Origin of the sequence: Mycetocola miduiensis (assembly GCF_900115155.1) — a bacterium.
GTDB lineage: Bacteria > Actinomycetota > Actinomycetes > Actinomycetales > Microbacteriaceae > Mycetocola_A > Mycetocola_A miduiensis.
The window spans coordinates 264,589-290,023 of record NZ_FOVM01000001.1; the positions used below are offsets into that span (position 1 = coordinate 264,589).

Sequence of the window (25,435 nt, forward strand, 5' to 3'; positions counted from 1 at the left end):
CTGAAGCCCCGGAGGGCATCAATTACTTGAGGGTAACGGTTGCGCCTGCCTCTTCGAGGGCAGCCTTTGCCTTCTCGGCGGTCTCTTTGTTTGCACCCTCGAGGACGGTGCCCGGAGCGCCATCGACGACGGCCTTGGCCTCGCCGAGACCCAGCGAGGTGAGCTCGCGCACGGCCTTGATGACCTGGATCTTCTTGTCTCCGACAGACTCGAGAACGACGTCGAAGGAGTCCTTCTCTTCGACCTCTTCGACCTCGCCACCGGCAGCAGCCGGTCCGGCAACAGCAACGGGTGCTGCGGCGGTGACCTCGAAGGTCTCCTCGAATGCCTTCACGAACTCGCTGAGTTCGATGAGCGTGAGTCCCTTGAACTGCTCAAGCAGCTCTTCAGTTGACAGCTTTGCCATGATTTTCTCCCTTAGATTTCTTTGGTCTACTCACCGCTGTCCCAGGTTTGAACCTAGGAAGCGGACTCCTGCTTCTCACGCAGCGCGTCGACCGTGCGAACGGCCTTCGACAGCGGTGCGTTGAACAGATATGCGGCTCCGAACAGCGAGGCCTTGAAGGCGCCGGCAAGCTTGCCGAGCAGAACTTCGCGGGACTCGAGGTCGGCGAGCTTGCCTACCTCTGCGGCGGTCAGGGGGTTACCGTCAAAGTAACCGCCCTTGATCACCAGGAGAGGGTTTGCCTTGGCAAAGGCGCGCAGGCTCTTCGCAACGGTGACAGGGTCACCGTGCACGAATGCGACGGCCGACGGACCGACGAGCTCTTCGTCAAACGACGAAATGCCCGCGTTGTTCGCGGCAATCTTGGTCAGCGTGTTCTTCACCACGGCGTAGGTTGCGTCTGCACTGATGTCTTTGCGCAGCGTCTTGAGCTGAGCAACAGTGAGGCCGCGGTACTCGGTCAGCAGAACGGCGGTCGAGCTCTGGAATTTCTCCGTGAGTTCGGCAACCGAGGCTTCCTTGTTCGCCATAGCCACTCCTTGATTAGTCTTCCTCGTACCGCGGAAGCGGCACGAGCCAAAGGGGCAGTCGGCTCAGAAATAAGAAAAGCTCCGGCGCAAGCGCACGGAGCAGTCAGAGAGAATCTCGAGAATGTTTCGTCCACCTGCGCGGGTTGTCTCAGTCGAGAACCTTCGATCGGATGCTCGCTTTTGCGCGCACGCCGAAAACCTGCGGTCTTTGGTTTTGTCCCAGCTTAGGGCATCCGTTGTCCTCGGCCAAATCGGGCGGCCGCGCGGTTCTCAGGCGAGCGGGCTGAGATGGATCTCTCGAAGAAGCGCGGCGGGGTCGTCGTACACCGCGATCGCGCCGGCCGACCGGAGTTCGGCCGATGAGGAGCCGCCGCAGAGCAAGCCGATGGTGCGTACTCCGGCGCGCGAGGCGGCGATGCAGTCCCAGACGGAGTCACCGACGAAGATGGCGTCCTCGGCTCGGACGTCGGCCCTGCTGAGGGCGACCTGCACGATCGACGGGTCGGGTTTCGCAACGTCGACGTCGTCGGCGTTCGTCGTGGCGTCGATCGAGTTGTCGGCGTCGAGGGCGGCGGTGAGCAGGGCGAGTTCGTCCTCAGGGGCGGACGTTGCAAGGACGACCGTCGTCCCGCGCTCGGCGAGCGCCTGGAGGAGTTCCCTCGCTCCATCGAGCGGACGCAGCCGGTATGCAAGCGGGGTGTAGAAGTGGGAGTGGAGAGCTTTTGCCCGGTCTCCGAGTTCGTCGGCGCGATCGCCGAGGAGCGCGCCGAGGAGCTTCGCGGAGTCCTGGCCGATGGCGCGGTGAATGCGCCACGCCTGCACCGGCACCCGGAGTTCGTAGAAGGCGTGACTCCACGCCTCGACGTGCAGATAGTTCGAGTCGACCAGAGTTCCGTCGACATCGAAGAGTACGGCTTTCGGCGTCTCAGTCATGGCATCCCGCTCCTGGCGTTTGCGCCAACTCTAGCCAACGGCAGCAAGACCCGGAACTCCGTTCGCCCGGGGACCGACTCGACGACAACGGCGCCGGCGTGAGCCTCGGCCACGCCGGCGACGATCGCCAGGCCGAGGCCGGTGCCGCCGGAGGCGCGCTGGCGAGACACGTCCCCGCGGACGAACCGTTCGAAGACCTGGCCGAGAACGTCGGGGTCGATGCCCGGACCGTTGTCGGTTACCGAGATCTGCGCCTGGTCGCCAACGACGGACAGCCTCGCCACCACCCGCGTTCCGGCCGGGGTGTGCACGCGCGCGTTTCCCAGCAGGTTGGCGACGACCTGCATCAGCCGTTGCGAATCTCCGATCACGGTGACTGGTGCGGTTTCGAGGTCGAGAACCCAGTCGTGGTCGGCCGCCGCCGCCCGGGCGTCGCTGACCGCCGAGTCAAGAAGGGCGGAGAGTTCGACCGGGTCCTTCGCCAGTTCGCGCCCTTCATCCAGCCGGGCAAGCAGGAGCAGGTCCTCGACGATGGCCGTCATCCGCACCGCCTCCGATTCGATCCGGCCGAGGGCGTACGTCGCATCCTCGGGGAGGTCCTCACCCGACCGCCGGGTGAGTTCGGCGTAGCCACGGATGGAGGTGAGCGGTGTGCGGAGTTCGTGGCTGGCATCTGACACGAACGTTCGCACCTTGTTCTCGGATGCCTGGCGTGCGGACAGCGCGGCGGCGACGTGCCCGAGCATCCTGTTGATCGAGGCGCCAACGCGCCCGACTTCGGTGTGCGGGTCGGCATCGTCGTCGGGGACCCGAACGCCGAGCGCAACCTCGCCGTGGTCGAGCGGGAGTTCCGACACATCCGACGCCGCTTTCGCGACCCGGTCGAGTGGCCGGAGGGCGAGCCGGACGATGACGTAAGCCGCGACTCCGGCAAGCACGAGCACGCCGAGCGCAATTCCGCTGATCACGGCGATGAGCTGGCCGAGGGTGAACTCGAGGTCGGCGAGCGGCAGCCCGACGATCATCGCGCCGTCGCTGGTTTCGACGGCAACGACCCGGTACGAGCCAAGGTCCCCGCCGAGGTCGATCGACTCCGGTTCTCCACCGAGGCCGACGGTCAGCAGAGTTGCCACCTGCCGAGTGGTCAGGGGCTGCAGGTCGCCGTCGGCGTCGAGGTAGCCCGCGTAACGCACCGCGCCCCCGGCGATGATGGCGCCCAGGGTGCCTGCGGATTGTCCGGGTACTCCGACGAACTCGGGGATCGGGGGTTCTGACGACGGCGCGAAAGCATCGCGGCCCGGCCGCTCCTCAGCGGCGCCGGACGATCGGGTCGTTGCCGCGGTCAACTGCGCATCGACCCGGTCGAGCAGCACCGTTCGGACGCTGACGACGCTCGCGAAGCCGATTATCACCGCAGCGAGCGCGAGCAGCGCGACCACGGCGACCACGAGGCGCTTTCGCAGGGTCCACCCTGACAGCGGGTTCACTCCTGCGCCTCGGGGACCTTCAGCAGGTAGCCGGCGCCACGCACCGTGTGGATCATCGGCGGGCGACCCGCGTCGATCTTCTTCCGCAGGTACGAGATGTAAATCTCGACGACGCTCGACTTGCCTTGGAATTCGTAGCTCCAGACCCGGTCGAGGATCTGCGCCTTCGAGAGCACCCGGCGAGGGTTCCGCATGAGGAATCGAAGAAGCTCGTATTCGGTCGCTGTCAGATCGATCGGCACACCGCCGCGGGACACCTCGTGGCTGTCTTCGTTGAGGGTCAGGTCGCCGAGCGAGATCACGGGCGAGGAGGATGCCCCTGTCAGCGTCGAACGCCGGATGAGGCCGCGCAGCCGAGCCACAACTTCCTCAAGGCTGAACGGCTTGGTGACGTAGTCGTCTCCGCCGGCGGTCAGCCCGGCGATCCGGTCGTCGAGCGCGTCCTTCGCCGTGAGGAAGAGGACGGGGACGTCGTCACCGTCGGCGCGCAACCGATGGAGAACGCTCATGCCGTCGATGTCCGGGAGCATGATGTCGAGGACGATGGCATCCGGCCGGAACTCGCGGGCGATGTCGAGCGCCTGCCGCCCCGTTTCCGCCGTCCGGATCTCCCACCCCTCATAGCGCAAGGCCATCTTCAACAGGTCGGTGAGGCTTCGCTCATCATCAACGACAAGAACGCGCACAGCGCTGCCGTCCGCTCTCTTGAGCGGCAGGGACGCGGCCGGACGGGACGACGATACGAATGAACTCACACTTCCAGTATCTTCTTTGACCTATGAAGGAGCTTTGAGAAACCTTTGCAGCTACTGCGCGAGTTGCAGGTTTTAGCCGTCCAGCTTCGCGAAGGTGTCGCGGGCGATGCCGAGTGCCGCGTTCGCGGCCGGGAGTCCGGCGTATATCGCCGTGTGCAGAATCGCCTCGCTGATCTCGGCGCGGGTCAGCCCGTTGGTCAGCGCCGCCCGGACGTGCATCGCGAGCTCGTGTTCGTGCCCACCGGTCACAAGCGACGCGATGGTGAGGAAGCTCCGTGTTCGCCGGTCGAGTCCTGGGCGGGTCCAGATCTCACCCCAGGCGTACCGGGTGATGAAGTCCTGGAAGTCGGCGGTCTCTGGGGTGATGGCGGCGTTTGCAGCATCAACGTGGGCATCGCCGAGAACGGCGCGGCGCACGGCCATGCCGGCGGCATAGGTGTCCGCAACGGTCCGGGAACCACGATTCGCGTCGGCTCCGACGTGCTCGAGAAGGAGTTCCGCGACGACGTCCGGGCGCTCGTACGCCGGCAGGTGCGCCACACCGGGAATTGTCACCTGGCGTGCGCCGGGGATCGCGTTCGCGAGGTCGACCAGCAGTTGGGGCGGCGTGGGCAGGTCGTGCTCTCCTGCGACACACAGCGTCCGCGAACGGATGCTCCGAACGGCATCCGTCACATCGAAATCGGCGAGCGCCTGGCAGGCGAGTGCGTAGGACTCGTCGTCTACATCCATCAGCGTCTCGAACGCCTTCGAACCGGCGGAGGGATCACGGTCGAGGAACCCGGGCGCGAACCACCGCTCGGAGCTGCCCTGCACCTGTGACGGCGTGCCGCTCGCGCGGATTCTTGCGGCGCGTTCGAGCCAGCCGTCGGCGGTTCCGATCTTCGCCCCTGAGCAGATCACGGCAAGGCTGCGCGGCCGATCCGGGTGTCGGATGGCCAGTTCCAGCCCGATCGCGCCGCCCAATGAGATGCCCGCGTAATGGAAGGAGCCACCACCGGCTGCGTCGACGGCTGCAAGGACGGATGCCGCGAGGTCGGCGACGGTGAAACCCTCGGTGGTGGCCGGGCTGATGCCGTGCCCGGGCAGGTCAAAGCGCAAGACGCGGTGCTGGGCGGACAGCGCGCTCACGACGCCGTCCCACAGGGCGGTCGTGGTTCCGAGCGACGGGCCGAGGACGATCAGGGGTGCCTCCGGGTCTCCTGTTGCTGCCGGTTCGACGAGGCAACGGAGGATGGGCTCGGTCATGACGGGGTTCCGCTTTCTGTGTTCTCGGCGCCTGCGGTGTTCCCTGCGCCTCCTGTGTTCTCGGCGCGGGCACGACGCTCGCGGTACTTCACCAGCACCCGGTCGATCCCACTGTCGGCCTGGCCGAGGTCACCCGAGTAGTCGAATGCCGCCCAGATCTTCTGGCGGAGTTCGTCGGATGCCCCCTCAGACGCCAGTGCACCCGACAGCACAACCTGCAACGGTCGGCAAGTGCTGACCGACTCGTGGGATGCCTTGGTGACGAGGTCGAACGCGACCCTCTTGCCGAGCGCCTCGGCGAGGATCGTCGTCACCCGTTCGCTGAAGACAAGGCCATCCGTGAGGTCGAGGTTGGCGCGCATCCGGTCGTCGTCGACGTCGAGTCGTTCGGCGAGCGATGCCGCACCGGTGACGGCTGAGATGCACAGGCGTTCGAGGTCTCTCAGCGCCTGCCACTCGGCGTGCCACGCTCCGCTTGGCCGCTGGTCCTCGGCGAGCATGCTGCCGTACAGCGTGGTGAGGAGGGCAGGCGCGCGTCGCGCCGCGGCGGTGACGAGAATAGCGGTGACCGGGTTGCGTTTATGCGGCATGGCGCTCGACCCGCCCTCGCCTTTTCCGAGCCGCTCGCTGACTTCGCCGATCTCCGTGCGGGACAGAACAGAGACGTCGATCGCGAACGCTCCGACGACACCGGTCGCCGCGGCGAGCACCGACGCGAGTTCGGAGATGACCAGGCGATCGGTGTGCCAGCTGACCGCGGGAGCCGACAGGCCGAGTCGGCCGGCGAAGGCGGCGATTACCTGGTCCACGACCGCGGAGGATGCGGCATCCGCTCGTCTGGCCGACGCGATGCCGGTGAGCACGGCGAGGTTTCCCACTGCTCCCCCGAGCTGCACGGGGAGGGCGGCGCGCACGTCAGCCAGACGCTCGGCGGCACGGAGCGTAGCGTCGAGCCATCCAGCAACGACGAGGCCGAAGCTCGTCGGTGAGGCCTGCTGTCCGAGGGTTCGCCCGGCCATTGCTGTCGCGCGGTGCGAATCGGCAAGCTCCGCCAGCGCTGCTGCGAGCACGTCCAGCTGTGCGAGCACTTCGGCGGCAACGCGGGAGGCGAGAAGCATGGCTGCGGTGTCGACGATGTCCTGGCTGGTCGCGCCGACGTGGATGTGGTCCGATGCCCCGGAACGGACCGCCTCAGCCGCGACACCCAGGTGCTTCGCCAGGGGAATGACGGGGTTTCCGCCTCCCCGGCCCTCCGCAGCGATGGCAGCCAGGTCGAGCGACCCGGCGTCGGCAAGCCGGTCGCAGACGTCGCGCATCTCCTCCGGCACGAGTCCCGCGTCGATGAGCGCCCGGGTGAGCGCCAGTTCGACGTCGACCATGGCCTGCAGCCAGGCGGAATCGCTGGTGATCTCAGCGGCACCCGTGCCGGCGCTGAGGGGGTCGAGCAGCCCGACGTCCCAGGCCGATGGTGGGATTTTCGAAGCCGGTCCTGCGTTCATGCGTGGAGCATCCGTTTCTGCGTCAGTTCTCGAAGTCGAGGAACACGGTTTCGCCGTCGCCCTGCAGGCGGATGTCGAACCGGTACGACGCCGGTCCGTCCGAGACGGACAGCAGGGTGGAGCGCCGGTCGGCCGGCACGGCAGCGAGCACGGCGTCGGTGCCGTGCGCATCGGTGTCTTCGGGGAAGAAGACCCGCGTGAACAGGTGGTGAGTCAGGCCGCGTGCGAAAACGGTGACCAGGACGGACGGGGCTCTGCCGACCGACGTTGGTCCGGGCTTCACGGTGGTGAACGAGTAGTGCCCGGCGAGGTTGACGCTCGCCCGGCCGAATCCGGTGAAGGTGTAGCCGTCGGGTTCGAGGCTCCCCTGTTCGCGGCTGAAGGTGCCGGTCGCGTCGGCCTGCCAGATCTCCAGAATGGCGTCGGGTACGACTGCGCCGTCCCCATCGAAGACCGTGCCGTGCAGGCGGATCGCGTCGGCGCGGTGCGGTGGAACGAGTTCCCAGCCCTTGTTATAGGGCAGGGCGTATCCGAAGAACGGACCCACCGTCTGTGACGGGGTCTGCTTGCCATCGCCCTGCCGTTCGGTGCCGATCTGTGACGTGTTCAGTTCGACGGGTCCGATAGCGCCCGGACCACTGGCGTCGGTGTTCGTCCTGGTGTCAGTCATGGTCTTCTTCGCCTTCCATCCAGGTGGACTTCGGACCGGTCAGGACGATGTCCCAGCGGTACCCGAGTGAGTATTCAGGCACGCTCAGGCTGTGGTCGTACGCTCCGATGAGTCGCTGCCGCGCGGCGGGGTCCGCGATGGACTGATAGATCGGGTCGAGCGCGAACAGCGGGTCGCTCGGAAAGTACATCTGGGTGACCAGCCGCTGGGTGAATGCGCTGCCGAACAGCGAGAAGTGGATGTGTGCCGGCCGCCAGGCGTTGACGTGGTTCCGCCACGGGTACGGCCCCGGCTTGATCGTCTGGAAGGTGTACTCGCCGTTCTCGCCGGTGATCGCCCGGCCGACGCCGGTGAAGTTCGGGTCGAGCGGGGCTGGGTGCTGGTCGCGCTTGTGCACATACCGACCGGCGGCATTCGCCTGCCAGATCTCCACCAGCTGGTTGCGGACCGGCCGGCCCTCGCCGTCGAGGACGTGGCCGCTTACGGTGATGCGTTCACCGATCGGCTCTGCCGCGTGGGCGATGGTGAGGTCGCTCTCGAGCAGGCTCACGTCGGTGTGCCCGAACGCCGGCGACACCCGTTCGATCTCTTCCGGGTCCACGCGCACGAGCTCATGCGTGGGGTGGCGCAGGAGCGAGCTGCGGTATGGCGCGTAATCGCGGCGCGGGTGGAGTTCGGGAGACCCGCCCGCCTCGACGCTCTTTCGCGCATCGGCTTCTATGGCGAGGATCTCCTCGGTGATCTCGTTCTGACTGTTCATTGTCATGCTGTGTCTTTCGCTGCAAAGGGAGGCGGCCGAACTGCTTCGCACAGGGAGGGTGCGTCCCCAGTCTGGAAGCGGCCGCGGCCGAGACAAAGGCAGTTTCCACTGAGTGGAAGCTGCCTCATAGCTGAACTTGTCCCCAGCGGCGGGCGGTTTTCCCGCTGCGGACGGTTCCCGGCTGCGTCAGGAGTCCGACCGGCGGTAGCCAAGCGCACGACTGACCCCGTGCGCCGCGGCCCGGACCGCCTGTTCGTGCGCCGGGTCTGGTTTGTGCGGCGCGAAGGGGCTCGTCCGCGTCACGATCGACACGGCGGCGACGACACGGCCAGTGCGATCGCGAATCGGGGCCGCGAGCGAGCTGGATCCGGCGGTCATCTCCTCCGACATCACCGCGACCCCCTCGGTACGGATGCCCGCGAGTCGCCTCCGCAACTCCTCCGGCGAGGTCACCGTACCGGGCAGGTATTTGTCCAGGGACCCGGAGAGGTACGCGTCGATCAGGTCGTTCGGAGCATAGGCGAGCAGCACAAGGCCGACCCCGGTCGAATGCAGCGGCAGCCGGCCGCCGACACGCGAGATCACCCGCACGGCGTGGTGTCCTGACAGCTTTTCGAGGTAGAGGGCATCCAGGCCGTCGAGGACGGCCAGGTGCACGTGCTCCCGGGACGACTCGTAGAGGTCTTCCAGGTACGGCAGGGCGATGGTGCGCAGGTTCCGCGCCGTCGGCGTCTGCACGCCGACCTCCCACAGTCGCATCCCGAGCGAGTACCGGCCGTCGTCCTGCCGGGTAAGTCCGCCCCAGGACACCCACTCGGCGACCATGCGGTGAGTCGTTGACAGCGGGAGTCCTGCGCGGTCGGCAATCGCCGTGAGCGAGAGGGAGGATGCGAGGGTCGGCGTGGTGAAGGCATCCAGAATCGCGAACAGCCGGCGTGCGACGCCGCGGTCGTCTGCCGGGGCGCCCTCGCCTCGCTCTTCGGTGTATCTGGCCCTGGCCGGCTTTCCTGACATCAACCTCACGCTACAACACTCGCGAGTTGCCGGGTTTTGCAGGGGTCCAGAAGCCCTCGAACCCCCGCAAAGTCGGCATCTCGCGACGATCTAGTCGCGCCAGGAGTGCTTGGGCGAGTAGTCGAGGATGCGACGAGCTTTGTCGATCGAGAGCAGGGTGTCGTGCTCGCCCACTTCCCTGGTCACCGGAACGTCGGGGAACACGGCAGCGAGGAGCTCCGCATTCGGGCGGTCGGACACCGTGTCCGCCGCGGCGATGATGAAGCGGTCGAAGCCGACGCTCTCCAGTTCGAGCGCCCGCAGCACGGCCTGGGCGCCGTCGCGCGCGTCGATGTACCCCCACAGGTTCCATTTGCGGGCTCTGGCATCGGCATCCCACGACGGAAACTGGGCGTAATCCTCCTCGTCCATGACGTTCGAGAAGCGAAGGGCAACGATCTTCAGGTCCGGATGCCAGCGCACGAGTTCGATGGCCATCTGCTCCTCGAGGTGCTTGACGAGCGAGTACGTGCTCTCGGGGCGGGCCGGGTACTCCTCGTCGACCGGAATGTATGGCGGGGGTACGTCGAACGGCAACCCGAGCACCGTCTCGCTCGACGCGTACACGACGTTGCGGATGCCCGCCCGGATCGCCGCCGCGAAGACGTTGTATGTGGCCTGCATGTTGTTGGAGAACGTCGCCACGTTGCTCGTCATGCCGGGAGCCGGGATAGCAGCGAGGTGCACGACCGCGTCGAACCCGTCCTGCCCGTCCACCCCGAGGAGCGCGTCGAGAGTTTGCCCGTAGTCGGTGAGGTCGACGCGGACGAAGCCGTCACCCCTTTCGCCGGCCGCATCGAGGGTGACCACCTCGTGTCCCGCCTCACGGAGCACCCGCACGACGGTTCGTCCCAGCTTGCCTGATCCTCCGGTGACTGCAATTCTCATGGCGCAAGTCTGGTCCATGCCGCAATCGAGGGGAATGGGATTGCGCCGGGCATGGTTGGCTTGAATCATGCAACTCGTCCTCTACACCTCGTCGTTCTGCTCGCCGTGCGCCCAGGCCCGGTCGGTGCTCGCGGATGCCGCCAGGCTTCTCCCGCAGGCGACGGTGACCGAGCGTGACGTGGCGAGGGAGAACGCGCTGGCCTACGACGACGAAATCCGGGTGACGCCGACCGTCATCGTCCTCACAGATGACGGCACCGAAGTGTTCCGCGCGACCGGCGTCCCGACACTCAACCAGGTTCTCACCGCGGCGGCGCAGGCGCTCTAACGCCGCGGCCCCGGACCCCGCTCACGAGGACGCGCCGACGACATCCGCTGGCGGGCGTGTCGCCGAGCTCGGGGCAGAATAGGGGGGTGCCATCCACCTACCTCGACCGCCTCGTCGCCGATTCGACGGATCGGGTGGCCTGGCTTCGCGCACGTTCGCGCGGGATCACCGCAACGGATGTCGCCCGACTGTCTGGCCCCGCGGCCATCGACGCCGTCGCAACCGAGAAGCTCGGCGGCGGACCCGGGTTCTCCGGCAACGCCTACACCGACCACGGACGCATCCGCGAGCCGGAGATCGCCCGCTGGGTCGCAGCCACACACGGGATCGCCCCGTCATCGGCGCTGTTCCATGCCGAGATCGAACGGCGGCACCTGGCAACCCCTGACGGCCTCTCGATGACGGCATCCGGCGCGCTGGTGCTCGCTGAGATCAAAACGACGACGAAAGCGTGGCGGTCCGTTCCGCGGAATTACCTTCGTCAGATCTGGTGGCAGCAGTACGTGCTCGGCGCCGAACGCACTCTCGTCGTCTGGGAGGAACACACCAACTTCGTGCCGGTGGACGACGAACCGCGCTGCCGCTGGGTCGATCGCGACGAGAAGGAAATCAGCAAACTCGTCGGCCTCGCCAACAATCTGATCGACGAACTGCACCGCCGCACGACCCGCCCGGTCTCGCGCTACCTCGTGAACGACGACCCGTACGACATCCCGTAGCTCAATTCGTTTGCGACGCGGAACGACGCCGTAACACGGACGACGCATTGTGCGGCTTGACTTGGGCCATGGCAACGGCGACGGGGGGCTCACATGCGTGAAGGTGTGTGGATGGCGTGGCAGACTCGGGATATGACGACGAACACGATCCCAGAGAGCAACGACGAGAACCTGACTGTGCCCGAGTCCATGCTCGCGTCCGTCATCGACGGCCCCGGAGACGCTGACGCCTTTCGCCTCGACACGGTGCCGGTGCCTGCCTCGTTCAACTCCGAGTTCGTCGTCAAGGTCGTCGCAGCGGGCATCAACCCCATCGACGCTAAGACTCGGGCTGGCAAGGGCACGGCGGCCGGGCTGACGTACCCGGCAGTCCTCGGCAACGACTTCAGCGGCATCGTCGTGAAGTCGCCATACGAGGCGCATCCGCTCTCGCCCGGCACCGAGGTGTATGGCATGGTTCCTGTGCCGCGGATGTCGGGGACATTCGCGCAGTACGTCGCGGTGCCCAGCCTGTCTGTCGCCCGCAAGCCGTCCACCCTCTCCCATGTCGAAGCCGCCGGCGTTCCGCTCGCTGCCCTCACCGCGTGGGGCATGGTCGTCGAAGTCGCGAAGGCACACCAGGGGCAGCGGATGCTGATCCACGCCGGAAGCGGCGGGGTGGGCCACTTCGCGGTGCAGTTCGCCCGGTATTTCGGCGCCCACGTGATTGCGACCGGATCCGGCCGCAATCAGGACTGGCTCGGCAAACTCGGCGCCGCGGAGGTCGTCGATTACACGACGACCCGGTTCGAGGACGTCGCTACGAACATCGACGTCGTCATCGACCTGATCGGCAACGTGCACGACGAGACCGGATCCCGGTCGCTGTCGGTCCTGAACCCCGGAGGGCTCATCGTGAACGCCCCGACGGGCAGCTGGCCGACGTTCCTCGACGAGGCCGCCGCTGCTGGGGTCAGGGCGACCACCTACAAGGTCGCGCCGGACGGCGACACGCTGTCGACGATCAGCCGGTTGCTCGAGTCGGGTGACGTGCGGGTGTTCGTCGACCAGGTCTTCGACCTGGCGGAGATTTCGGACGCGCACCGCGCCCTCGAGTCGGGGCACACGCGAGGCAAGATCGTCCTCACCGTGCCGAGCCGCTGAACAGTTACAGCGCCCGTTCCATGACGAAGTCGGAGTGCAGCTCGGGGCCGAGGCGGAAGGTTTTCTCGCCGACGATCGCGAAGCCGCTCTTCTCATAGAAGCGCACGGCCCGTGCGTTCTTCTGGTTCACGCCGAGCCAGATCCCTGCGGCGCCTGTGCCGCGGGCAGCGTCGAGGGTTGCCTGCATCAGGGGTGCCGCGATCCCGCGCCCGTGCGAGCCGGGCAGCACGTAGACCTTGCTGAGTTCAATCGTCGGGCGGATGCCGATCGCGGCGGCCACATCGTCGTCGCCCGGCTCCCCGGAGATGAGCATGGTGTACCCGCACAGGCCCGTTTCGTCCTCCGCGACCGTGATCAGGCGCCCCGGGTCGGCCAGGTAATCGCCGAAACGCGGGGCGGAGAGGTGGGTGGCGAGGAACTCGGCGATCGCCTCAGGCGCGGTTCCCGGCGGGCAGGCGAGCGGGAAGGTGACCCGGGCGAGCTCCGCAAGGGCATCGGCATCCGTACTCGCGGCCGGTCGCATGGTTGCTGTCACTCCTGTTGTCACGCCGCCCAGTTTATTGGCTGCCGGCACACCACCCGATCACCCGTTCCGGACCGGCTCACCGGGCGCAGCGGGTGACCCCGTCGGGAACGGGTGAGGTGACGACCCGCGGATACCATCCGCACCAAAGAGCCGGGCGCACGAAAAAGGCCCCGCGGAAACCGCGGGGCCCTCTTTCACAGAACTAGATGGAGTAGATGTCCATCGGGATGCCAGGACCGAACGTCGTCGAGACGGTGCCCTTGAGGATGTAACGACCCTTCGAGGACGACGGCTTGAGGCGGTTGATCTCCTCGAGCGCCGACTGGATGTTCTCGGTGAGCTGCTCGGGAGCGAACGAGGCCTTGCCGACGACGAAGTGCACGTTGGAGTGCTTGTCGACGCGGAACTCGATCTTTCCACCCTTGATCTCGGAGACGGCCTTCGCGACATCGGGGGTCACGGTGCCCGTCTTCGGGTTCGGCATGAGGCCGCGGGGTCCGAGGACCTTACCGAGACGACCGACCTTACCCATGAGCTCAGGGGTCGAGACGGCGGAGTCGAACGAGGTGTAGCCGCCGGCCACCTTCTCGATGAGCTCGTCGCCACCGACCTCGTCAGCGCCGGCCGCGATAGCGGCTTCTGCTGCCGGGCCCGTTGCGAAAACGATGACGCGGGCGGTCTTACCGGTGCCGTGAGGAAGGATCACGGTACCGCGGACCATCTGGTCAGCCTTGCGGGGGTCGACACCGAGCTTGAGTGCAACCTCAACGGTCGAGTCGAACTTGGTCGAGCCGGTCTCTTTCGCGAGGGAGACAGCTTCCTGTGCCGAGTAAACCTTGTCAGTGCCGATTTTCTCGGCGGCGGCCCGGTAGGCCTTTGACTTCTGTGCCATGTGAATTTCTCCAATTCGAGAATGTGGTCATCTGCGCCTGGCCGGCGCTGCCACGAAAAAGTTGTACGGAAAACGCGATGCGTCTTCCAGGGTGACGACGGATGCCGCGTGAAGCGGAGCATCCATTCGTCTGAGGCTTTACGCCTCGGTGGTGATTCCCATGGAACGGGCGGTTCCGGCGATGATCTTCGAGGCAGCCTCGATGTCGTTCGCGTTGAGGTCAGCCATCTTGATTTCGGCGATCTCTCGGACCTGGTCCTTGGTGAGCTTTGCGACCTTGACGGTGTGGGGGGTTCCTGACCCCTTGGCAACGCCTGCGGCCTTCTTGATGAGCTCAGCGGCCGGCGGGGTCTTGAGGATGAACGTGAATGAACGGTCCTCGTAGACGGTGATCTCCACCGGGATGACGTTTCCGCGCTGGGCTTCCGTCTGGGCGTTGTATGCCTTGCAGAATTCCATGATGTTCACGCCGTGCTGACCCAGGGCCGGGCCGATGGGCGGGGCGGGGTTGGCGGCGCCGGCCTTGATCTGAAGTTTGATCAGACCAGTAACCTTCTTCTTCGGTGCCATGTTTCTTCCTTCTTATTGGGTTTCGAGCTCCCGACGAATGACGGATGCTCTCCCGCCGACCCGGTTGGGCCGCGGTGGATTGGGAAATCTAAAGCTTGGTGACCTGGTCGAAGCTGAGCTCGACCGGGGTCTCGCGCTCGAACAGGGAGACGAGGACCGTGAGCTTGCCGCTCTCCGGCTTGATCTCGCTGATCGAACCCGGGAGGCCTGCGAACGAGCCTTCCTTGATGGTGATCGTCTCGCCGATCTCGAAGTCGACTTCGGCGGGGATGGCGCGAGCGGTCTGGCCGCCCTTTGCGCCGCCGGACTTCGCCGGAGCGGTGTCCTTGACCTCGACGAGGCTCTTCAGCATGTTGAACGCCTCTTCGGCGCGGAGCGGTGTCGGGTTGTGAGCGTTGCCGACGAACCCGGTCACACCGGGGGTGTGGCGAACGACGGACCAGGAATCCTCATTGAGGTCCATCCGGACGAGAACGTATCCGGGGATGCGCACGCGGGTGACCATCTTGCGCTGGCCGTTCTTGATCTCGACGACGTCTTCCATCGGCACTTCGACCTGGTAGATGAAGTCGGCGACGTCGAGCGAGCCTTTGCGCTGCTCGATGTTCGCCTTGACCTTGCGCTCGAATCCTGCGTACGAGTGAATGACGAACCACTTGCCTGGCAGGGTGCGAAGCTCCTTGCGGAACGCCTCGTACGGGTCGATGTCGGCGGGCTCAACGTCCGGCTCCTCGCCGGTGTACGGCTCAACCTCAGGCTCAGTGTCGGCGTCCTCTTCCAGCTCGACCTCGATCTCGTCGCCGATGGCGAGCGCTGCGGCTTCGACCTCGGCGGCTTCGTCGATCTCCAGGGCGTCATCGACGACCGCGTCGGCTTCGGGGTCGCTGACCTCGGCGAGGGCGTCGAGGACGGCGTCGAGGTCGACGACGTCATTCGAGTCTTCGACGTGCAGAGCCTCGTGCTCAGCGGGCTCGACCGAGTGCTCCTCGGCGGCCAGGACGTTGCCTTCCTGCGCTTCGTCATCCTCGCTGGACTGCTCAGCGGCAGTCGCCCAGTCGACGTCGTCCAGATTTCTCTCAGACACCTAAATCTCATTCCTTTTGCTTGTGGTGTGGCCGTGGAAGCCACCGTTCGCGTTGTCGATCTTTCGATCGGATCCCGGAGCCGTCAGGCGGCGGGCGTCCCGAAGACGAAGATGACGATCCAGCCGAACAACTGGTCAAGGCCGTACACCAGGGCCATCATGATCACGACGAAAACGAGCACAACGCCGGTGTAGCTGAACAGTTCTTTTCGGGTCGGGGTGACGACCTTCTTGAGTTCAGCGATCACCTGCTTCAGGAACAGGATGATCCCGGCAAAGGGTCCGCGCTTGGCTGCGCGTTCCTTCTTTGCTGCTGCGACGATCTCCTCGTTCGGTTCGTCGATCACGTTTCGGGCCACCTGGTTACACCTTTCGTGTGTCGGCACTTCATGAATTCACTACCGACGCGCAGGGCGGACAGGACTCGAACCTGCAACCTGCGGTTTTGGAGACCGCTGCTCTACCAATTGAGCCACCGCCCTAAGACCGGAAATTCTCCCGGTCAGGACGCTGAAACCTGACGTACTTCTCCTCGCTGGCATTTCGATTATCCGGGAAGGAACCAAGAAAATTGGCGCAGAAAAGCTTGGCAGACTTCAACTACCTCGATAAGTGTACAGGGCGATGCTGGCACCGCAAAGTTCGGCACCGAGACTCGAACTGGCCAGCCGGGCACGCGCGACATATGGTCGAAGCAGCGCTCCGAACTCGGCCAACCGAAAGGCAGCAGGCATGACCTCCACCGAATACGACCTCATCGTCCTTGGCGGAGGGTCCACGGGCGAAAATCTCGCCGACCGTGCCGTGCAGGGCGGGCTGACCGCTGTGATCGTCGAAAACGAACTGGTCGGCGGAGAGTGCTCCTATTGGGCGTGCATGCCGTCCAAGGCTTTGCTTCGCCCCGCCCAGGCGCTCCGGGCCGTCAAACGCGTTCCCGGTGCGGCAGCAGCCGTGACGGGCACACTGGACATTCCGGCCGTGCTCGCGCGTCGTGATTCCTTCACCTCGCACTGGTCCGACGACGGGCAGGTCAAATGGCTGACGGGCGCCGGCATCGACCTCGTGCGCGGCCACGGCCGGATCACGGCGCCAAGGGAAGTCACCGTGACCGCGCGGGACGGCGCCACCACCGTCCTGACGGCGAGGCATGCGGTCTCCGTTGCCACCGGCTCGCGGGCAGCCGTGCCCAACATCGACGGGCTCCGCGACGCGACTCCATGGACGAGCAGGGAGGCGACGAGCACCCAGACGGTTCCCAAGAGCCTTGTCATCCTCGGTGGCGGCGTCGTGGCCGCGGAGATGGCGACGGCGTTCGCCGGGTTCGGCACCGCCGTGACCGTGATCGCTCGGAGCGGCCTCCTGGGCGGCATGGAACCGTTCGCTGGCGAGGCCGTCGCGAAGGCGCTCCGGAAGAAGGGGGTGACCGTGCTGCTTCACACAGACACGACGAAAGCGACCCGCTCCGCCTCGGGAGTCACGGTCGAGACCGGCGACGGTCAGTCGATCACCGCCGACGAGGTGCTCGTTGCGACCGGGCGAAACCCGCGCACCGCCGACATCGGCCTCGAGTCGATCGGCCTCACCCCTGGCGGCTGGCTCAACACCGATGACACCATGCTCGTCCGGGGCTTCGACTGGCTCTATGCCGCCGGCGACGTCACCCACCGTGCCCTCCTCACCCACCAGGGCAAGTACCAGGCCCGGGCAGCCGGGGACGTGATCGCCGCCCGCGCTACAGGCAAAACGGTCTCCGATGAACGCTGGGGCACGCACGTCGCAACGGCAGACCATGATGCCGTCCCGCAGGTGACCTTCACCGAACCGGAGGTCGCGTCGGTGGGACTGACGGATGCCGCCGCCCGGCAGGCCGGCTTCGAGGTGCGCTCCGTCGATTACCAGATCGGCGACATCGCGGGGGCGAGCCTCCGGGAGAGCGGGTACCGGGGCCAGGCGCGCATGGTGGTGGATGAAGAGCGGAAGGTCCTCCTCGGGGTGACTTTCGTCGGCCCGGACGTCAGCGAACTTCTCCAGGCGGCGACCATCGCCATCGTCGGGGAAGTGCCGATCGACCGACTGTGGCATGCGGTTCCCGCGTACCCCACGGTGAACGAAATCTGGCTGCGACTGCTCGAGGAATACGGTCGCCCGGAGGCGTGACGCTTCTTGCAGCTGCAACGTCCAGGCCGATGCGGATATGCAGCCGTCACGCCTGGTTCTCGGCCAGATACTGATGAACGAGCGACTCCGCCATGGCGCCCTCCCCCGCAGCGGACACGTACTCGGTCGGCGGTCGCCCCCTTGACGATCCGCATACCGGGAACGAGCATCTTTCGAGACGGTGACCGTCACCGCCGAATCGTCCAAGGGAACTCTTATGACTGACATCTTCGTCAACCTCCCCATCACCGACCTGGAGCGCACGAAAGCGTTCTACACGGCCCTCGGCTGGGAGATCAACGAGAACTTCACCGACGAGAACGCCGCCTGCATTGTCGTCGACAAGAACATCTACCTCATGCTCCTCACCCGCGACTTCCTGAGCACCTTCACCGACAAGCCGATCATCGACCCTGGGACCCACGTGCAGGCGATGACGGCGTTCAGCAAAGAGAGCCGCGAAGCAGTCGACGCCGCTCTCGACACGGGCGTCGCAGCCGGCGGCACGGAGCCGCGCCCGGCGCAGGATTACGGCTTCATGTACTCGCGTGACCTCGAAGACCCGGACGGCAACATCCTCGAATTCGTCTACATGGACCCGGTCGCCGCCGAGAAGGGACCAGACGCCCATCTGGCGGAGCAGGGCACCCAGTCCTGACAGTCTGTCGGCGAACGACGGGCACCGCTCGTCGTTCGCCGACGGCATCCGCTCGGGGCGCGCGGTCAAGCGATACCCTTCTATGGTGAGCACACCACCGAAGATTTCCACCAAGATTTCCGCCATCGCCGAGTCAGCAACACTGAAGGTGGATGCCAAGGCGAAAGCCCTGCAGGCGCAGGGCCGTCCCGTGATCAGCTACGCCGCCGGCGAGCCCGACTTCGCCACCCCCGCGCACATCGTCGAGGCTGCCATCGCCGCCGCGAGCGACACGAAGAACCACCGGTACACGCCCGCAGCGGGGCTGCCGGACCTGCGGGAGGCGATCGCGGCGAAGACGCTGCGGGACTCAGGCCTTGAGGCATCCGCCGGCCAGGTGCTCGTGACCAACGGCGGCAAGCAATCGGTCTACGAAGCGTTCCAGGTTCTCTTGAACCCGGGCGACGAAGTGATCGTTCCAACGCCGTATTGGACCACCTACCCCGAGGTCATCGCGCTCGCGGACGGTGTCGCTGTCGACGTCTTCGCGGATGCCTCCCAGGACTACAAGGTCACCGTCGAGCAGCTCGAAGCGGTCCGCACCGACCGGACCAAGGTGCTGCTCTTCGTGTCGCCGTCGAACCCGACAGGCGCCGTGTACTCCCCGGAAGAGACCGCAGCGATCGGCCGCTGGGCTCTCGAGAACAACCTCTGGGTGATCACCGACGAGATCTACCAGAACCTCACCTACGCCGGTGCGAAAGCCGTCTCCATCGTCGAGGCCGTCCCTGAGCTCGCGGAGCAAACCCTGCTGGTGAACGGCGTCGCGAAAACGTACGCAATGACCGGCTGGAGGGTTGGCTGGACCGTCGGACCGGCATCCGTCATCAAAGCGCTCTCGAACCTGCAGTCGCACCTCTCCGGGAACGTCAACAACATCGCGCAGCGGGCGGCGATCGCCGCGCTGACCGGGCCCCAGGACGGCGTCGACGCGATGCGCGAGGCATTCGACCGTCGTCGCGCGCTCATCGTCTCGGAGCTGAACAAGATCGAGGGCTTCCGCACGCCGACCCCCGAGGGCGCCTTCTACGTGTACCCGGATGTCTCGGCGCTGCTCGGCCGTGAGTGGGGCGGCGTCACGCCGACGACGTCGCTTGAACTCGCCGACCTGATCCTCGACCAGGCCGAGGTCGCGACGGTGCCCGGAGAGGCGTTCGGGCCATCCGGTTACCTGCGGTTCAGCTATGCGCTCGGTGACGAACCGCTTCTCGAAGGGGTGCAGCGGCTGCAGAAGCTGTTCGGCTGAGCCCGGCGCGCCAGTTCACCCACTCCGGACGGAACCACCCGGCACACCGCGTGAGCCCGACCGCAACGGGTGAACTCGTGGCGGCGGGGGCCTACAGCGAGACGCCGACGAACACCGGTTCCGGCTGCAGCACGACACCGAACTCAGCGGCGACCCGGGCCTGCACGAACCGCGCGAGGGCAGCGATCTCGTCTGCCGTCGCCCCGCCCGTGTTGGTGAGCGCGAGGGTGTGCTTCGTCGAGATCCCGGCACGTGAACCGGGCAACCGGAATCCGCGACGGATGCCTGCCCGCTCGATCAACCAGGCGGCACTGAGTTTCACCTGCGCATCGTGTTCGAACGACGGGGAGCCGGCCGGAGCAGGCACCGTGCCATCCCACTCCCCCAGCGGGATGACGAGCGCTGGGTCGGAACTTTCGGTGATCGGCCAGCGCGGAGCATCCGCCGGCAGGCTCCGTGCGAAGGCCTCGGAGACGATCGGGTTCGTGAAGAACGAGCCGGCGCTGGAGGTGTCGGGGTCGGCTGGGTCGAGCACCATGCCCTTCGACGACCGCAGTTCGAGCACAGAATGGCGGACATCGGCGATCGGTAGCCGCGTTCCGAGCTCGACGCCCAGGGCGTTTGCGAGCTGAGCGTAAGCGATCGGCGCACTGAGCCCGGCATCGTCGGCGAGGTCGAGTTCGATGGCGACGACGACGCCGTCCCGCTCGGGAACCGACCCGCCGTGGCGCTTCAGCACCGAGGTCCGGTAGCCGAGCGCAAGCTCCTCCGCCTGCACCCGGACGACCTCGTGCAGGTCACGGTCGAGCAGATCGACCGAGACGAGGACACTTTCAAGCTCCTGCCCGTACGCGCCGATGTTCTGGATCGGTGCTGCACCGCTCGAACCGGGGATACCGCTGAGCGCTTCGATCCCGCTCCAGCCGTTGCCGACGGCGAAGGCGACGAGGTCGTCCCAGGACTCCCCTGCCTCGACGCGGAGCCGGACTCGCCCCGGCACGGATTCCAGCCGTTCGATGCCGCGGGTGGCGACCTGGACGACGGTGCCGTCGAAACCTTCGTCGGCGGCGAGCATGTTGGAGCCCCCGCCGAGGATGAGCGGGTCTTCCCCGTTTGCCCAGTCCTCGAGCACCGTGCCTACCAGGGACTCGCGGGTGGTCGCCTGGACGAGCCGTTCCGCAGGGCCGCCGACACGAAGGGTCGTCAGTTCGGAGAGAAGCGTCGTCATCGCCTAACCGAGCTTCACGACGGCCTGGGCTTTGCCCAGCACTGTCGCCCCGTCGAAGGTGACCGTGAGGTCGACCCGGGCTGTGGTCTCGGTGAGGGCGCCGATCTTCGCCGTCACGGTGACGGCCGCGCCGGACTCGGGGTCGACGACGACCGGGCGGGTGAACTTCACCTGGTAGTCGACGATCCCCGCCGGGTCGCCAACCCAGTCGACGACCGGCTGCACGGCGAATCCCATGGTCAGCATGCCGTGGGCGAGCACCCCGGGCAGCCCCACGGATGCCGCGACGTCGTCACGGTAGTGGATCGGATTGAAGTCGCCGGATGCTCCCGCATACCGTACGAGGGAATCGCGGGTGAGCGAAAACTCCCGCTCGGCGACGACATCACCGACGGTCAGCGAATCCAGCTGCGGCGCGCTCATTCGCCACCCCGAACGACGAGAGTGGAAACCGCGGTGACGACGTGGGCACCCGAGGCGTCGAGCATCTCGGAGGATGCGGTCACCATGGCGTGCGGGCCGAGCGTCTTCACGCTCGTCACGGTGAGGGTCGCGGTGAGTTCATCACCGGCGACGATCGGCCGTGAGTAGGTGAATCGCTGGTCGCCGTGGACGACCCGGGAGAAGTCGATGCCCGCATCAGGCTCGCCGAGCAGCTGGGCGAGCGTGTGCTCCTGGATCACGACGGGGAAGGTGGGTGGCGCGACGACGTCCGCGTGACCGGCCGCCCTGGCGGCATCCGGGTCGAGGGAGATCGGGGAGGTGGCGAAAACGGCGCGAGCGAACTCACGCACTTTCTCACGACCGACCAGATAGGGCGGGGCCGGCGCGAAGACACGGCCCTGGAGTTCGGGGTTCACTGACACGGAATCCAGCCTACCCGGCGCCTCCAAGACGCCGGATAGCGCTGGCACGCCGGGGAGCGCTGCGCTACTTGCGTCCACCGCCCAGCAGCCCACCGAGGAGATCGCCGATACCGCCGGAGCTACCGCCCTTCGAGCTGCCTCCGCCGAGGATCCCGCCGAGAATGTCACCGATCCCGCCGCCCGAGCCTGAGTCGGACCCTCCACCGATGATGCCGCCAAGCACGCCGCCGAGTCCACCCTCTGGTTCCTTCGGCGCCGATTTCGGCTGCATCGGTTCGGTGGGTTGCACCGACTCGGTCGTCGGTTTGCGCTCCTGGAACTTCTTGGCGAGGTAGCTGAGCACGATGGGGGCGAGGATCGGCAGGAGCTTTCCGATCACCGGGCCGAGACCCTGACCGCTCACCGCGGCGGGCTGGGCGCCGAGCGTCTGGACGACCCGCTCTTTGTTCGGACCGAAAATGTGCGACACGATCTTCTCACCGTCGTCGGTGTCGACCTCGTCGAGGTTGACTCCGCCGTCGACAAGGGTCGGCGGATGCTTCCTCACAGCCTTCTCAATGGACGCCGCCCCGCCGGGGTCCTTCGCATTGGCTTCGAGCCCGCCGACCAGCGCGGGGAGAGCCTGCTCGACCGCGGCTCTGGCGGTCTGTTCGTCGACGCCGAGTTTCGCGGCGACGTCACCGATCGGGATCTGGCTCATCAGTTCATCCAGGGATGCCATGTGCTTCCTTCCGGTTGCGGCCGCGGGCAGCGGCGCTTCCGACAGGCTACCGAGGCGGATTCGCCGACGGGTAGGGGTAGCGCGGGCGTCCCGTTCTCAGGATGAGGGGGACCGGATGGCCTTGACGATCAGCTGCGCGGCCACGGCGGCGAGGAAGCCCGCGAAGAGGAGGTTCGCGAGCTGCGGGGTGATCGCCGCGGCCACGAGGGCACCGAGAGCCGTTGTCGTGCACGCGGCGACGCCGAGAACGGCGGCGGCCGGAAGGTCGACGTTCTTCCGCATCACGTTGCCGATCGTGCCCGACAACGCGGTGGGGATCATCATCAAGAGGCTCGTGCCCTTGGCGACGAGGTCGCTCGCTCCGAACAGCACGATGAGCATCGGCACGACCACCGCTCCGCCACCGATCCCCAGCAGGCCGGAGAGCACACCGGTGACCAGGCCGAGCGCGATCAGCCCGATTACGGAACCGGCCGTGAACTCGATCGACGCATCCCGCGATGGAATCACAAGGAACAGGCTGACGATCACCACGAGGAGGAAGGCGATGAAGCCCCAGCGCAGCGCGCGCCGCGGCAGCCGGCTGAGCAGGTGGCTTCCGATCTGCGCCCCGACGATGGCGCCGGCCGCGAGCAGGGCCGCAGCGGCCCAGTCGACATAGCCCCCGGCGGCGTAACTGAGAACGCCGACGATCGACATCGGCACGATCGCCGCGAGCGAAGTCCCGGCCGCGACCCGCGGGTCGAACGAGACAAGAAGCATCAGGGCAGGAACGATGAGGATGCCGCCCCCGACACCGAACAACCCTGACAGGAAGCCAGCGGCAAGACCGATGAGAACCAACCGGACCCAGCGTCCTCTGGTGTGTTGCTGTGGCATCCTTCTCCTCGTTTCGGCGCGAGGTTCCGACGCTATCACCGCGCAGGATGCCGGTAGCGTGATGGCATGCGAATTCGGGATGCCCATGGCGAGGACTGGGATGCCATCTGGCCGTTCCTTCACGAGATCGTCGCCGACGGCGAGACGTACTGCTGGCCGGCCGCGACGTCCGAAGAGGACGCCAGGGCCTGGTGGATGGAGAAAGCCGGCGGCCGGGTGTTCGTCGCCGAGGGAGACGACGGCAGCGTCCTCGGCACAGCCGAAATGCATCCGAACCAGCCGGCCGCTGGGTCGCATGTCGCGAACGCCGGTTTCATGGTCGCCCCGTCCGCCGGTGGCCGCGGGATCGGCCGGGCACTCGCCGTGCACGTACTCGAGAAGGCCGCCAGCGACGGCTTCCGGGCGATGCAGTTCAACGCCGTGGTCGAGACGAACGTCGGCGCGATCGCCCTGTGGCAGTCGCTCGGGTTTCGTATTCTCGCGACGGTGCCCGAAGCCTTCGACTCCCCGTCTCACGGGCTGGTCGGACTCCACATCATGCACCGGATGCTGTAACGCCCGTTCTCCTGATCGTTCCTGTTTCGGTACGGGGCCGTCACGACACAGCCGAGGCTGGCAGAATTGATTCCGGTGGCGACTTCCGCCGCCGAAGAAAGAGGTCACGATGAAGGTCATTGCCGATACCGAAGTCTGTGTCGCTGCCGGCGTCTGCGTCGCCATCGCCCCGGCCGTCTTCGACCAGGATGACGAGGTCGGCAAGGTCATCCTGCTCAACCCGACCCCGGGCGCCGAAGACTACGACGCGGTCCGCGACGCCGTTCTCAGCTGCCCGTCCGCTGCCCTCCGCCTGCTCGAGGACGAGTGACGGACGCACCCTCGCGCATCGTCCTCGTCGGAGCCTCCGCTGCCGGTCTGACGAGCGCCGCCGCGCTGCGGCGGAATGGGTACGACCGCGACATCACACTCGTCGATGCTGAGGCGCACTCCCCATACGACCGCCCTCCGCTCTCCAAGCACCTGCTGTCGGGCGAGTGGGAACCCGAACGGTTGCTGCTGAAGACGCACGACGAACTCGCCGACCTTGCCGTCGGCATCCGTTCCGGGGTGCGGGCGACGTCACTGGATGTATCGGGACAGCGTGTGTGGCTCTCTGATGGAACAGACCTGAGCTTTGACCGGCTCGTGCTCGCAACCGGTGTGCGGCCTCGAGTGCTGCCTGGCGTGGGTGGGCTGCGGGGCGTCCACACGCTCCGGACGGTCGACGACGCCCTCGCGCTGCGGGCGGAATTACAGCCGGGCCGGCGGCTTGTTGTCGTCGGTGGGGGGTTTCTGGGCACGGAGGTCGCCGCCACAGCGGTGGGCCTCGGCGTCGACGTGACCATCGTGAGCGCGGCACCGACCCCGCTCGAACGCAGCCTCGGCACGGATGTCGGCGGTCAGGTCGCCGAACTGCACCGCGCTCATGGCGTCGCGCTGCGGATGGGGCCGGAGTCGGCGGTGGTCTCGCTCGTCGACACCGGCGGGATCGTGACGGGTGTCGAGCTGGCGGATGGCACGCGGCTGGTCACGGATGTCGTGTTCGTCGCGATCGGCGCCCAACCGGACCTCGACTGGTTGCGTTCAAGCGGCATCCCGCTGGGGGACGGCATCGAGTGTGCGCCTGACCTGTCTGCTGCACCCGGCGTTTATGCGGCCGGTGATGCCGCCCGCTGGTGCAACCCGGTTTTCGATGAGTACATGCGGGTCGAGCACCGCACCAATGCGACCGAGCAGGGAATGCACGTCGCGCGTCGCCTGATCGATGGTGAGCCGACGCCGTTCGCTTCGGTGCCGTACTTCTGGACCGACCAGTACGAACTCAAGCTCCAGGTCCACGGCTGGCTGCGGGGATACGACGAGGTCAGAGTCGTTGAAGGCTCGTTCGACGAGAAGCGGATGGTGGCGTTGTTCCGGCGGGGGGATCGTCTCGTCGGTGTGATGGGCATCGGGGCGGCGAAGGTTGTGCGGCAGTGGCGGCAGCATATCCTCGATGGTGCGGCGTGGGAGTCGGTGGTTCCGGAGTAGGTCCGCTGCCGGTGGCATCGTGCGGGTGACGGCGGCGGGTGGCATCG

The 25,435-nt window shown here is 66.6% G+C and carries 30 protein-coding genes and 1 tRNA gene; 9 read left to right on the top strand and 22 right to left on the bottom strand.

Annotated elements, in window-relative coordinates:
- Window positions 1–22: 22 nt before the first annotated feature.
- From rplL to BM197_RS01245, 11 genes are all read right to left on the bottom strand, one after another.
- A complete protein-coding gene (rplL, locus tag BM197_RS01195) occupies window positions 23–406 on the bottom strand; it encodes a 50S ribosomal protein L7/L12 (protein ID WP_090708093.1) in 384 nt (127 codons plus the stop codon).
- Between the two features lie 53 nt (window positions 407–459).
- Window positions 460–975, bottom strand: coding sequence for a 50S ribosomal protein L10 (gene rplJ / locus BM197_RS01200; protein ID WP_090708095.1), 516 nt, complete (start codon window positions 973–975; stop codon window positions 460–462).
- A gap of 270 nt (window positions 976–1,245) precedes the next feature.
- Window positions 1,246–1,908 (bottom strand): HAD family hydrolase, encoded by a 663-nt coding sequence (locus BM197_RS01205; protein WP_090708097.1) that lies wholly within the window; start codon window positions 1,906–1,908, stop codon window positions 1,246–1,248.
- Window positions 1,905–3,395: a sensor histidine kinase gene (locus tag BM197_RS01210; RefSeq protein ID WP_218151792.1), complete on the bottom strand. Its 1,491-nt coding sequence runs from the start codon at window positions 3,393–3,395 to the stop codon at window positions 1,905–1,907. Before BM197_RS01210 ends, BM197_RS01205 begins: the two co-directional genes overlap by 4 nt.
- Window positions 3,392–4,150, bottom strand: coding sequence for a response regulator transcription factor (locus BM197_RS01215; protein ID WP_090708099.1), 759 nt, complete (start codon window positions 4,148–4,150; stop codon window positions 3,392–3,394). The genes BM197_RS01210 and BM197_RS01215 overlap by 4 nt, the downstream gene beginning before the upstream one ends.
- 72 nt (window positions 4,151–4,222) lie before the next feature.
- Entirely contained in the window at window positions 4,223–5,398 is a 1,176-nt protein-coding gene (gene pcaDC, locus BM197_RS16770; RefSeq protein ID WP_090708101.1) for a bifunctional 3-oxoadipate enol-lactonase/4-carboxymuconolactone decarboxylase PcaDC, read from the bottom strand.
- The gene (locus BM197_RS01225) at window positions 5,395–6,897 is read right to left on the bottom strand and encodes a lyase family protein (protein WP_090708103.1); all 1,503 of its coding nucleotides are present in this window, start codon (window positions 6,895–6,897) and stop codon (window positions 5,395–5,397) included. The genes pcaDC and BM197_RS01225 overlap by 4 nt, the downstream gene beginning before the upstream one ends.
- Before the next feature lie 22 nt (window positions 6,898–6,919).
- On the bottom strand, window positions 6,920–7,567 hold the full coding sequence (gene pcaG, locus BM197_RS01230; protein WP_090708104.1) for a protocatechuate 3,4-dioxygenase subunit alpha: 648 nt from the start codon (window positions 7,565–7,567) through the stop codon (window positions 6,920–6,922).
- The gene (gene pcaH / locus BM197_RS01235; RefSeq protein ID WP_090708106.1) at window positions 7,560–8,333 is read right to left on the bottom strand and encodes a protocatechuate 3,4-dioxygenase subunit beta; all 774 of its coding nucleotides are present in this window, start codon (window positions 8,331–8,333) and stop codon (window positions 7,560–7,562) included. The genes pcaG and pcaH overlap by 8 nt, the downstream gene beginning before the upstream one ends.
- Window positions 8,334–8,513: 180 nt before the next feature.
- Window positions 8,514–9,341 carry an IclR family transcriptional regulator gene (locus BM197_RS01240; protein WP_090708107.1) on the bottom strand — a complete coding sequence of 276 codons (828 nt, stop codon included), beginning with the start codon at window positions 9,339–9,341 and terminating at the stop codon, window positions 8,514–8,516.
- A gap of 90 nt (window positions 9,342–9,431) precedes the next feature.
- On the bottom strand, window positions 9,432–10,268 hold the full coding sequence (locus tag BM197_RS01245; protein ID WP_090708109.1) for an NAD-dependent epimerase/dehydratase family protein: 837 nt from the start codon (window positions 10,266–10,268) through the stop codon (window positions 9,432–9,434).
- 67 nt (window positions 10,269–10,335) lie between these two features.
- On the opposite strand from BM197_RS01245, the gene BM197_RS01250 reads away from it, so the two are divergent.
- The 3 genes from BM197_RS01250 (at window position 10,336) to BM197_RS01260 (ending at window position 12,458) form a co-directional block, all read left to right on the top strand.
- On the top strand, window positions 10,336–10,596 hold the full coding sequence (locus BM197_RS01250; protein WP_090708110.1) for a thioredoxin family protein: 261 nt from the start codon (window positions 10,336–10,338) through the stop codon (window positions 10,594–10,596).
- Between the two features lie 86 nt (window positions 10,597–10,682).
- Window positions 10,683–11,315: a YqaJ viral recombinase family protein gene (locus BM197_RS01255; protein ID WP_090708112.1), complete on the top strand. Its 633-nt coding sequence runs from the start codon at window positions 10,683–10,685 to the stop codon at window positions 11,313–11,315.
- A 132-nt stretch (window positions 11,316–11,447) separates the two neighbouring features.
- Window positions 11,448–12,458, top strand: coding sequence for an NADP-dependent oxidoreductase (locus BM197_RS01260; protein ID WP_245762330.1), 1,011 nt, complete (start codon window positions 11,448–11,450; stop codon window positions 12,456–12,458).
- 4 nt (window positions 12,459–12,462) lie between these two features.
- Here the strand turns inward: BM197_RS01260 and BM197_RS01265 are convergent, their stop codons facing one another.
- The 6 genes from BM197_RS01265 to BM197_RS01290 form a co-directional block, all read right to left on the bottom strand.
- Window positions 12,463–13,005: a GNAT family N-acetyltransferase gene (locus BM197_RS01265; RefSeq protein WP_342714535.1), complete on the bottom strand. Its 543-nt coding sequence runs from the start codon at window positions 13,003–13,005 to the stop codon at window positions 12,463–12,465.
- 181 nt (window positions 13,006–13,186) lie between these two features.
- Entirely contained in the window at window positions 13,187–13,876 is a 690-nt protein-coding gene (gene rplA / locus BM197_RS01270; protein WP_090708116.1) for a 50S ribosomal protein L1, read from the bottom strand.
- A 138-nt stretch (window positions 13,877–14,014) separates the two neighbouring features.
- The gene (gene rplK, locus BM197_RS01275; RefSeq protein ID WP_090708117.1) at window positions 14,015–14,446 is read right to left on the bottom strand and encodes a 50S ribosomal protein L11; all 432 of its coding nucleotides are present in this window, start codon (window positions 14,444–14,446) and stop codon (window positions 14,015–14,017) included.
- A gap of 88 nt (window positions 14,447–14,534) precedes the next feature.
- Window positions 14,535–15,530 carry a transcription termination/antitermination protein NusG gene (gene nusG / locus BM197_RS01280; protein ID WP_090708119.1) on the bottom strand — a complete coding sequence of 332 codons (996 nt, stop codon included), beginning with the start codon at window positions 15,528–15,530 and terminating at the stop codon, window positions 14,535–14,537.
- Between the two features lie 83 nt (window positions 15,531–15,613).
- The gene (gene secE / locus BM197_RS01285) at window positions 15,614–15,889 is read right to left on the bottom strand and encodes a preprotein translocase subunit SecE (protein WP_090708121.1); all 276 of its coding nucleotides are present in this window, start codon (window positions 15,887–15,889) and stop codon (window positions 15,614–15,616) included.
- A 50-nt stretch (window positions 15,890–15,939) separates the two neighbouring features.
- Window positions 15,940–16,012 (bottom strand) — tRNA-Trp (locus BM197_RS01290).
- A 250-nt stretch (window positions 16,013–16,262) separates the two neighbouring features.
- Between BM197_RS01290 and BM197_RS01295 the strand changes: the two genes are divergently transcribed.
- The 3 genes from BM197_RS01295 to BM197_RS01305 all read left to right on the top strand — a co-directional run bounded on the left by BM197_RS01295 (window position 16,263) and on the right by BM197_RS01305 (window position 19,630).
- Window positions 16,263–17,687 carry a dihydrolipoyl dehydrogenase family protein gene (locus BM197_RS01295; protein WP_090708123.1) on the top strand — a complete coding sequence of 475 codons (1,425 nt, stop codon included), beginning with the start codon at window positions 16,263–16,265 and terminating at the stop codon, window positions 17,685–17,687.
- A gap of 217 nt (window positions 17,688–17,904) precedes the next feature.
- On the top strand, window positions 17,905–18,345 hold the full coding sequence (locus BM197_RS01300) for a VOC family protein (protein ID WP_090708124.1): 441 nt from the start codon (window positions 17,905–17,907) through the stop codon (window positions 18,343–18,345).
- Window positions 18,346–18,427: 82 nt separating this feature from the next.
- On the top strand, window positions 18,428–19,630 hold the full coding sequence (locus BM197_RS01305; RefSeq protein ID WP_090708126.1) for a pyridoxal phosphate-dependent aminotransferase: 1,203 nt from the start codon (window positions 18,428–18,430) through the stop codon (window positions 19,628–19,630).
- A 91-nt stretch (window positions 19,631–19,721) separates the two neighbouring features.
- Here the strand turns inward: BM197_RS01305 and BM197_RS01310 are convergent, their stop codons facing one another.
- The 5 genes from BM197_RS01310 to BM197_RS01330 all read right to left on the bottom strand — a co-directional run bounded on the left by BM197_RS01310 (window position 19,722) and on the right by BM197_RS01330 (window position 23,411).
- A complete protein-coding gene (locus BM197_RS01310; RefSeq protein WP_090708128.1) occupies window positions 19,722–20,858 on the bottom strand; it encodes a UDP-N-acetylmuramate dehydrogenase in 1,137 nt (378 codons plus the stop codon).
- Window positions 20,859–20,861: 3 nt separating this feature from the next.
- Window positions 20,862–21,281 (bottom strand): MaoC family dehydratase, encoded by a 420-nt coding sequence (locus BM197_RS01315; protein ID WP_090708131.1) that lies wholly within the window; start codon window positions 21,279–21,281, stop codon window positions 20,862–20,864.
- The gene (locus tag BM197_RS01320; RefSeq protein WP_090708133.1) at window positions 21,278–21,724 is read right to left on the bottom strand and encodes a MaoC family dehydratase N-terminal domain-containing protein; all 447 of its coding nucleotides are present in this window, start codon (window positions 21,722–21,724) and stop codon (window positions 21,278–21,280) included. The genes BM197_RS01315 and BM197_RS01320 overlap by 4 nt, the downstream gene beginning before the upstream one ends.
- A 64-nt stretch (window positions 21,725–21,788) precedes the next feature.
- Window positions 21,789–22,445 (bottom strand): DUF937 domain-containing protein, encoded by a 657-nt coding sequence (locus BM197_RS01325; protein WP_090708134.1) that lies wholly within the window; start codon window positions 22,443–22,445, stop codon window positions 21,789–21,791.
- A gap of 96 nt (window positions 22,446–22,541) precedes the next feature.
- Window positions 22,542–23,411 carry a sulfite exporter TauE/SafE family protein gene (locus BM197_RS01330; RefSeq protein ID WP_342714537.1) on the bottom strand — a complete coding sequence of 290 codons (870 nt, stop codon included), beginning with the start codon at window positions 23,409–23,411 and terminating at the stop codon, window positions 22,542–22,544.
- Between BM197_RS01330 and BM197_RS01335 the strand changes: the two genes are divergently transcribed.
- The 3 genes from BM197_RS01335 (at window position 23,391) to BM197_RS01345 (ending at window position 25,388) form a co-directional block, all read left to right on the top strand.
- Entirely contained in the window at window positions 23,391–23,879 is a 489-nt protein-coding gene (locus tag BM197_RS01335) for a GNAT family N-acetyltransferase (protein WP_090708138.1), read from the top strand. The genes BM197_RS01330 and BM197_RS01335 overlap by 21 nt on opposite strands.
- Window positions 23,880–23,988: 109 nt before the next feature.
- Window positions 23,989–24,189, top strand: a complete 201-nt coding sequence (locus BM197_RS01340; RefSeq protein WP_090708139.1) for a ferredoxin — start codon at window positions 23,989–23,991, stop codon at window positions 24,187–24,189.
- Window positions 24,186–25,388: an NAD(P)/FAD-dependent oxidoreductase gene (locus BM197_RS01345; RefSeq protein WP_090708141.1), complete on the top strand. Its 1,203-nt coding sequence runs from the start codon at window positions 24,186–24,188 to the stop codon at window positions 25,386–25,388. The genes BM197_RS01340 and BM197_RS01345 overlap by 4 nt, the downstream gene beginning before the upstream one ends.
- Window positions 25,389–25,435 lie beyond the last annotated feature (47 nt).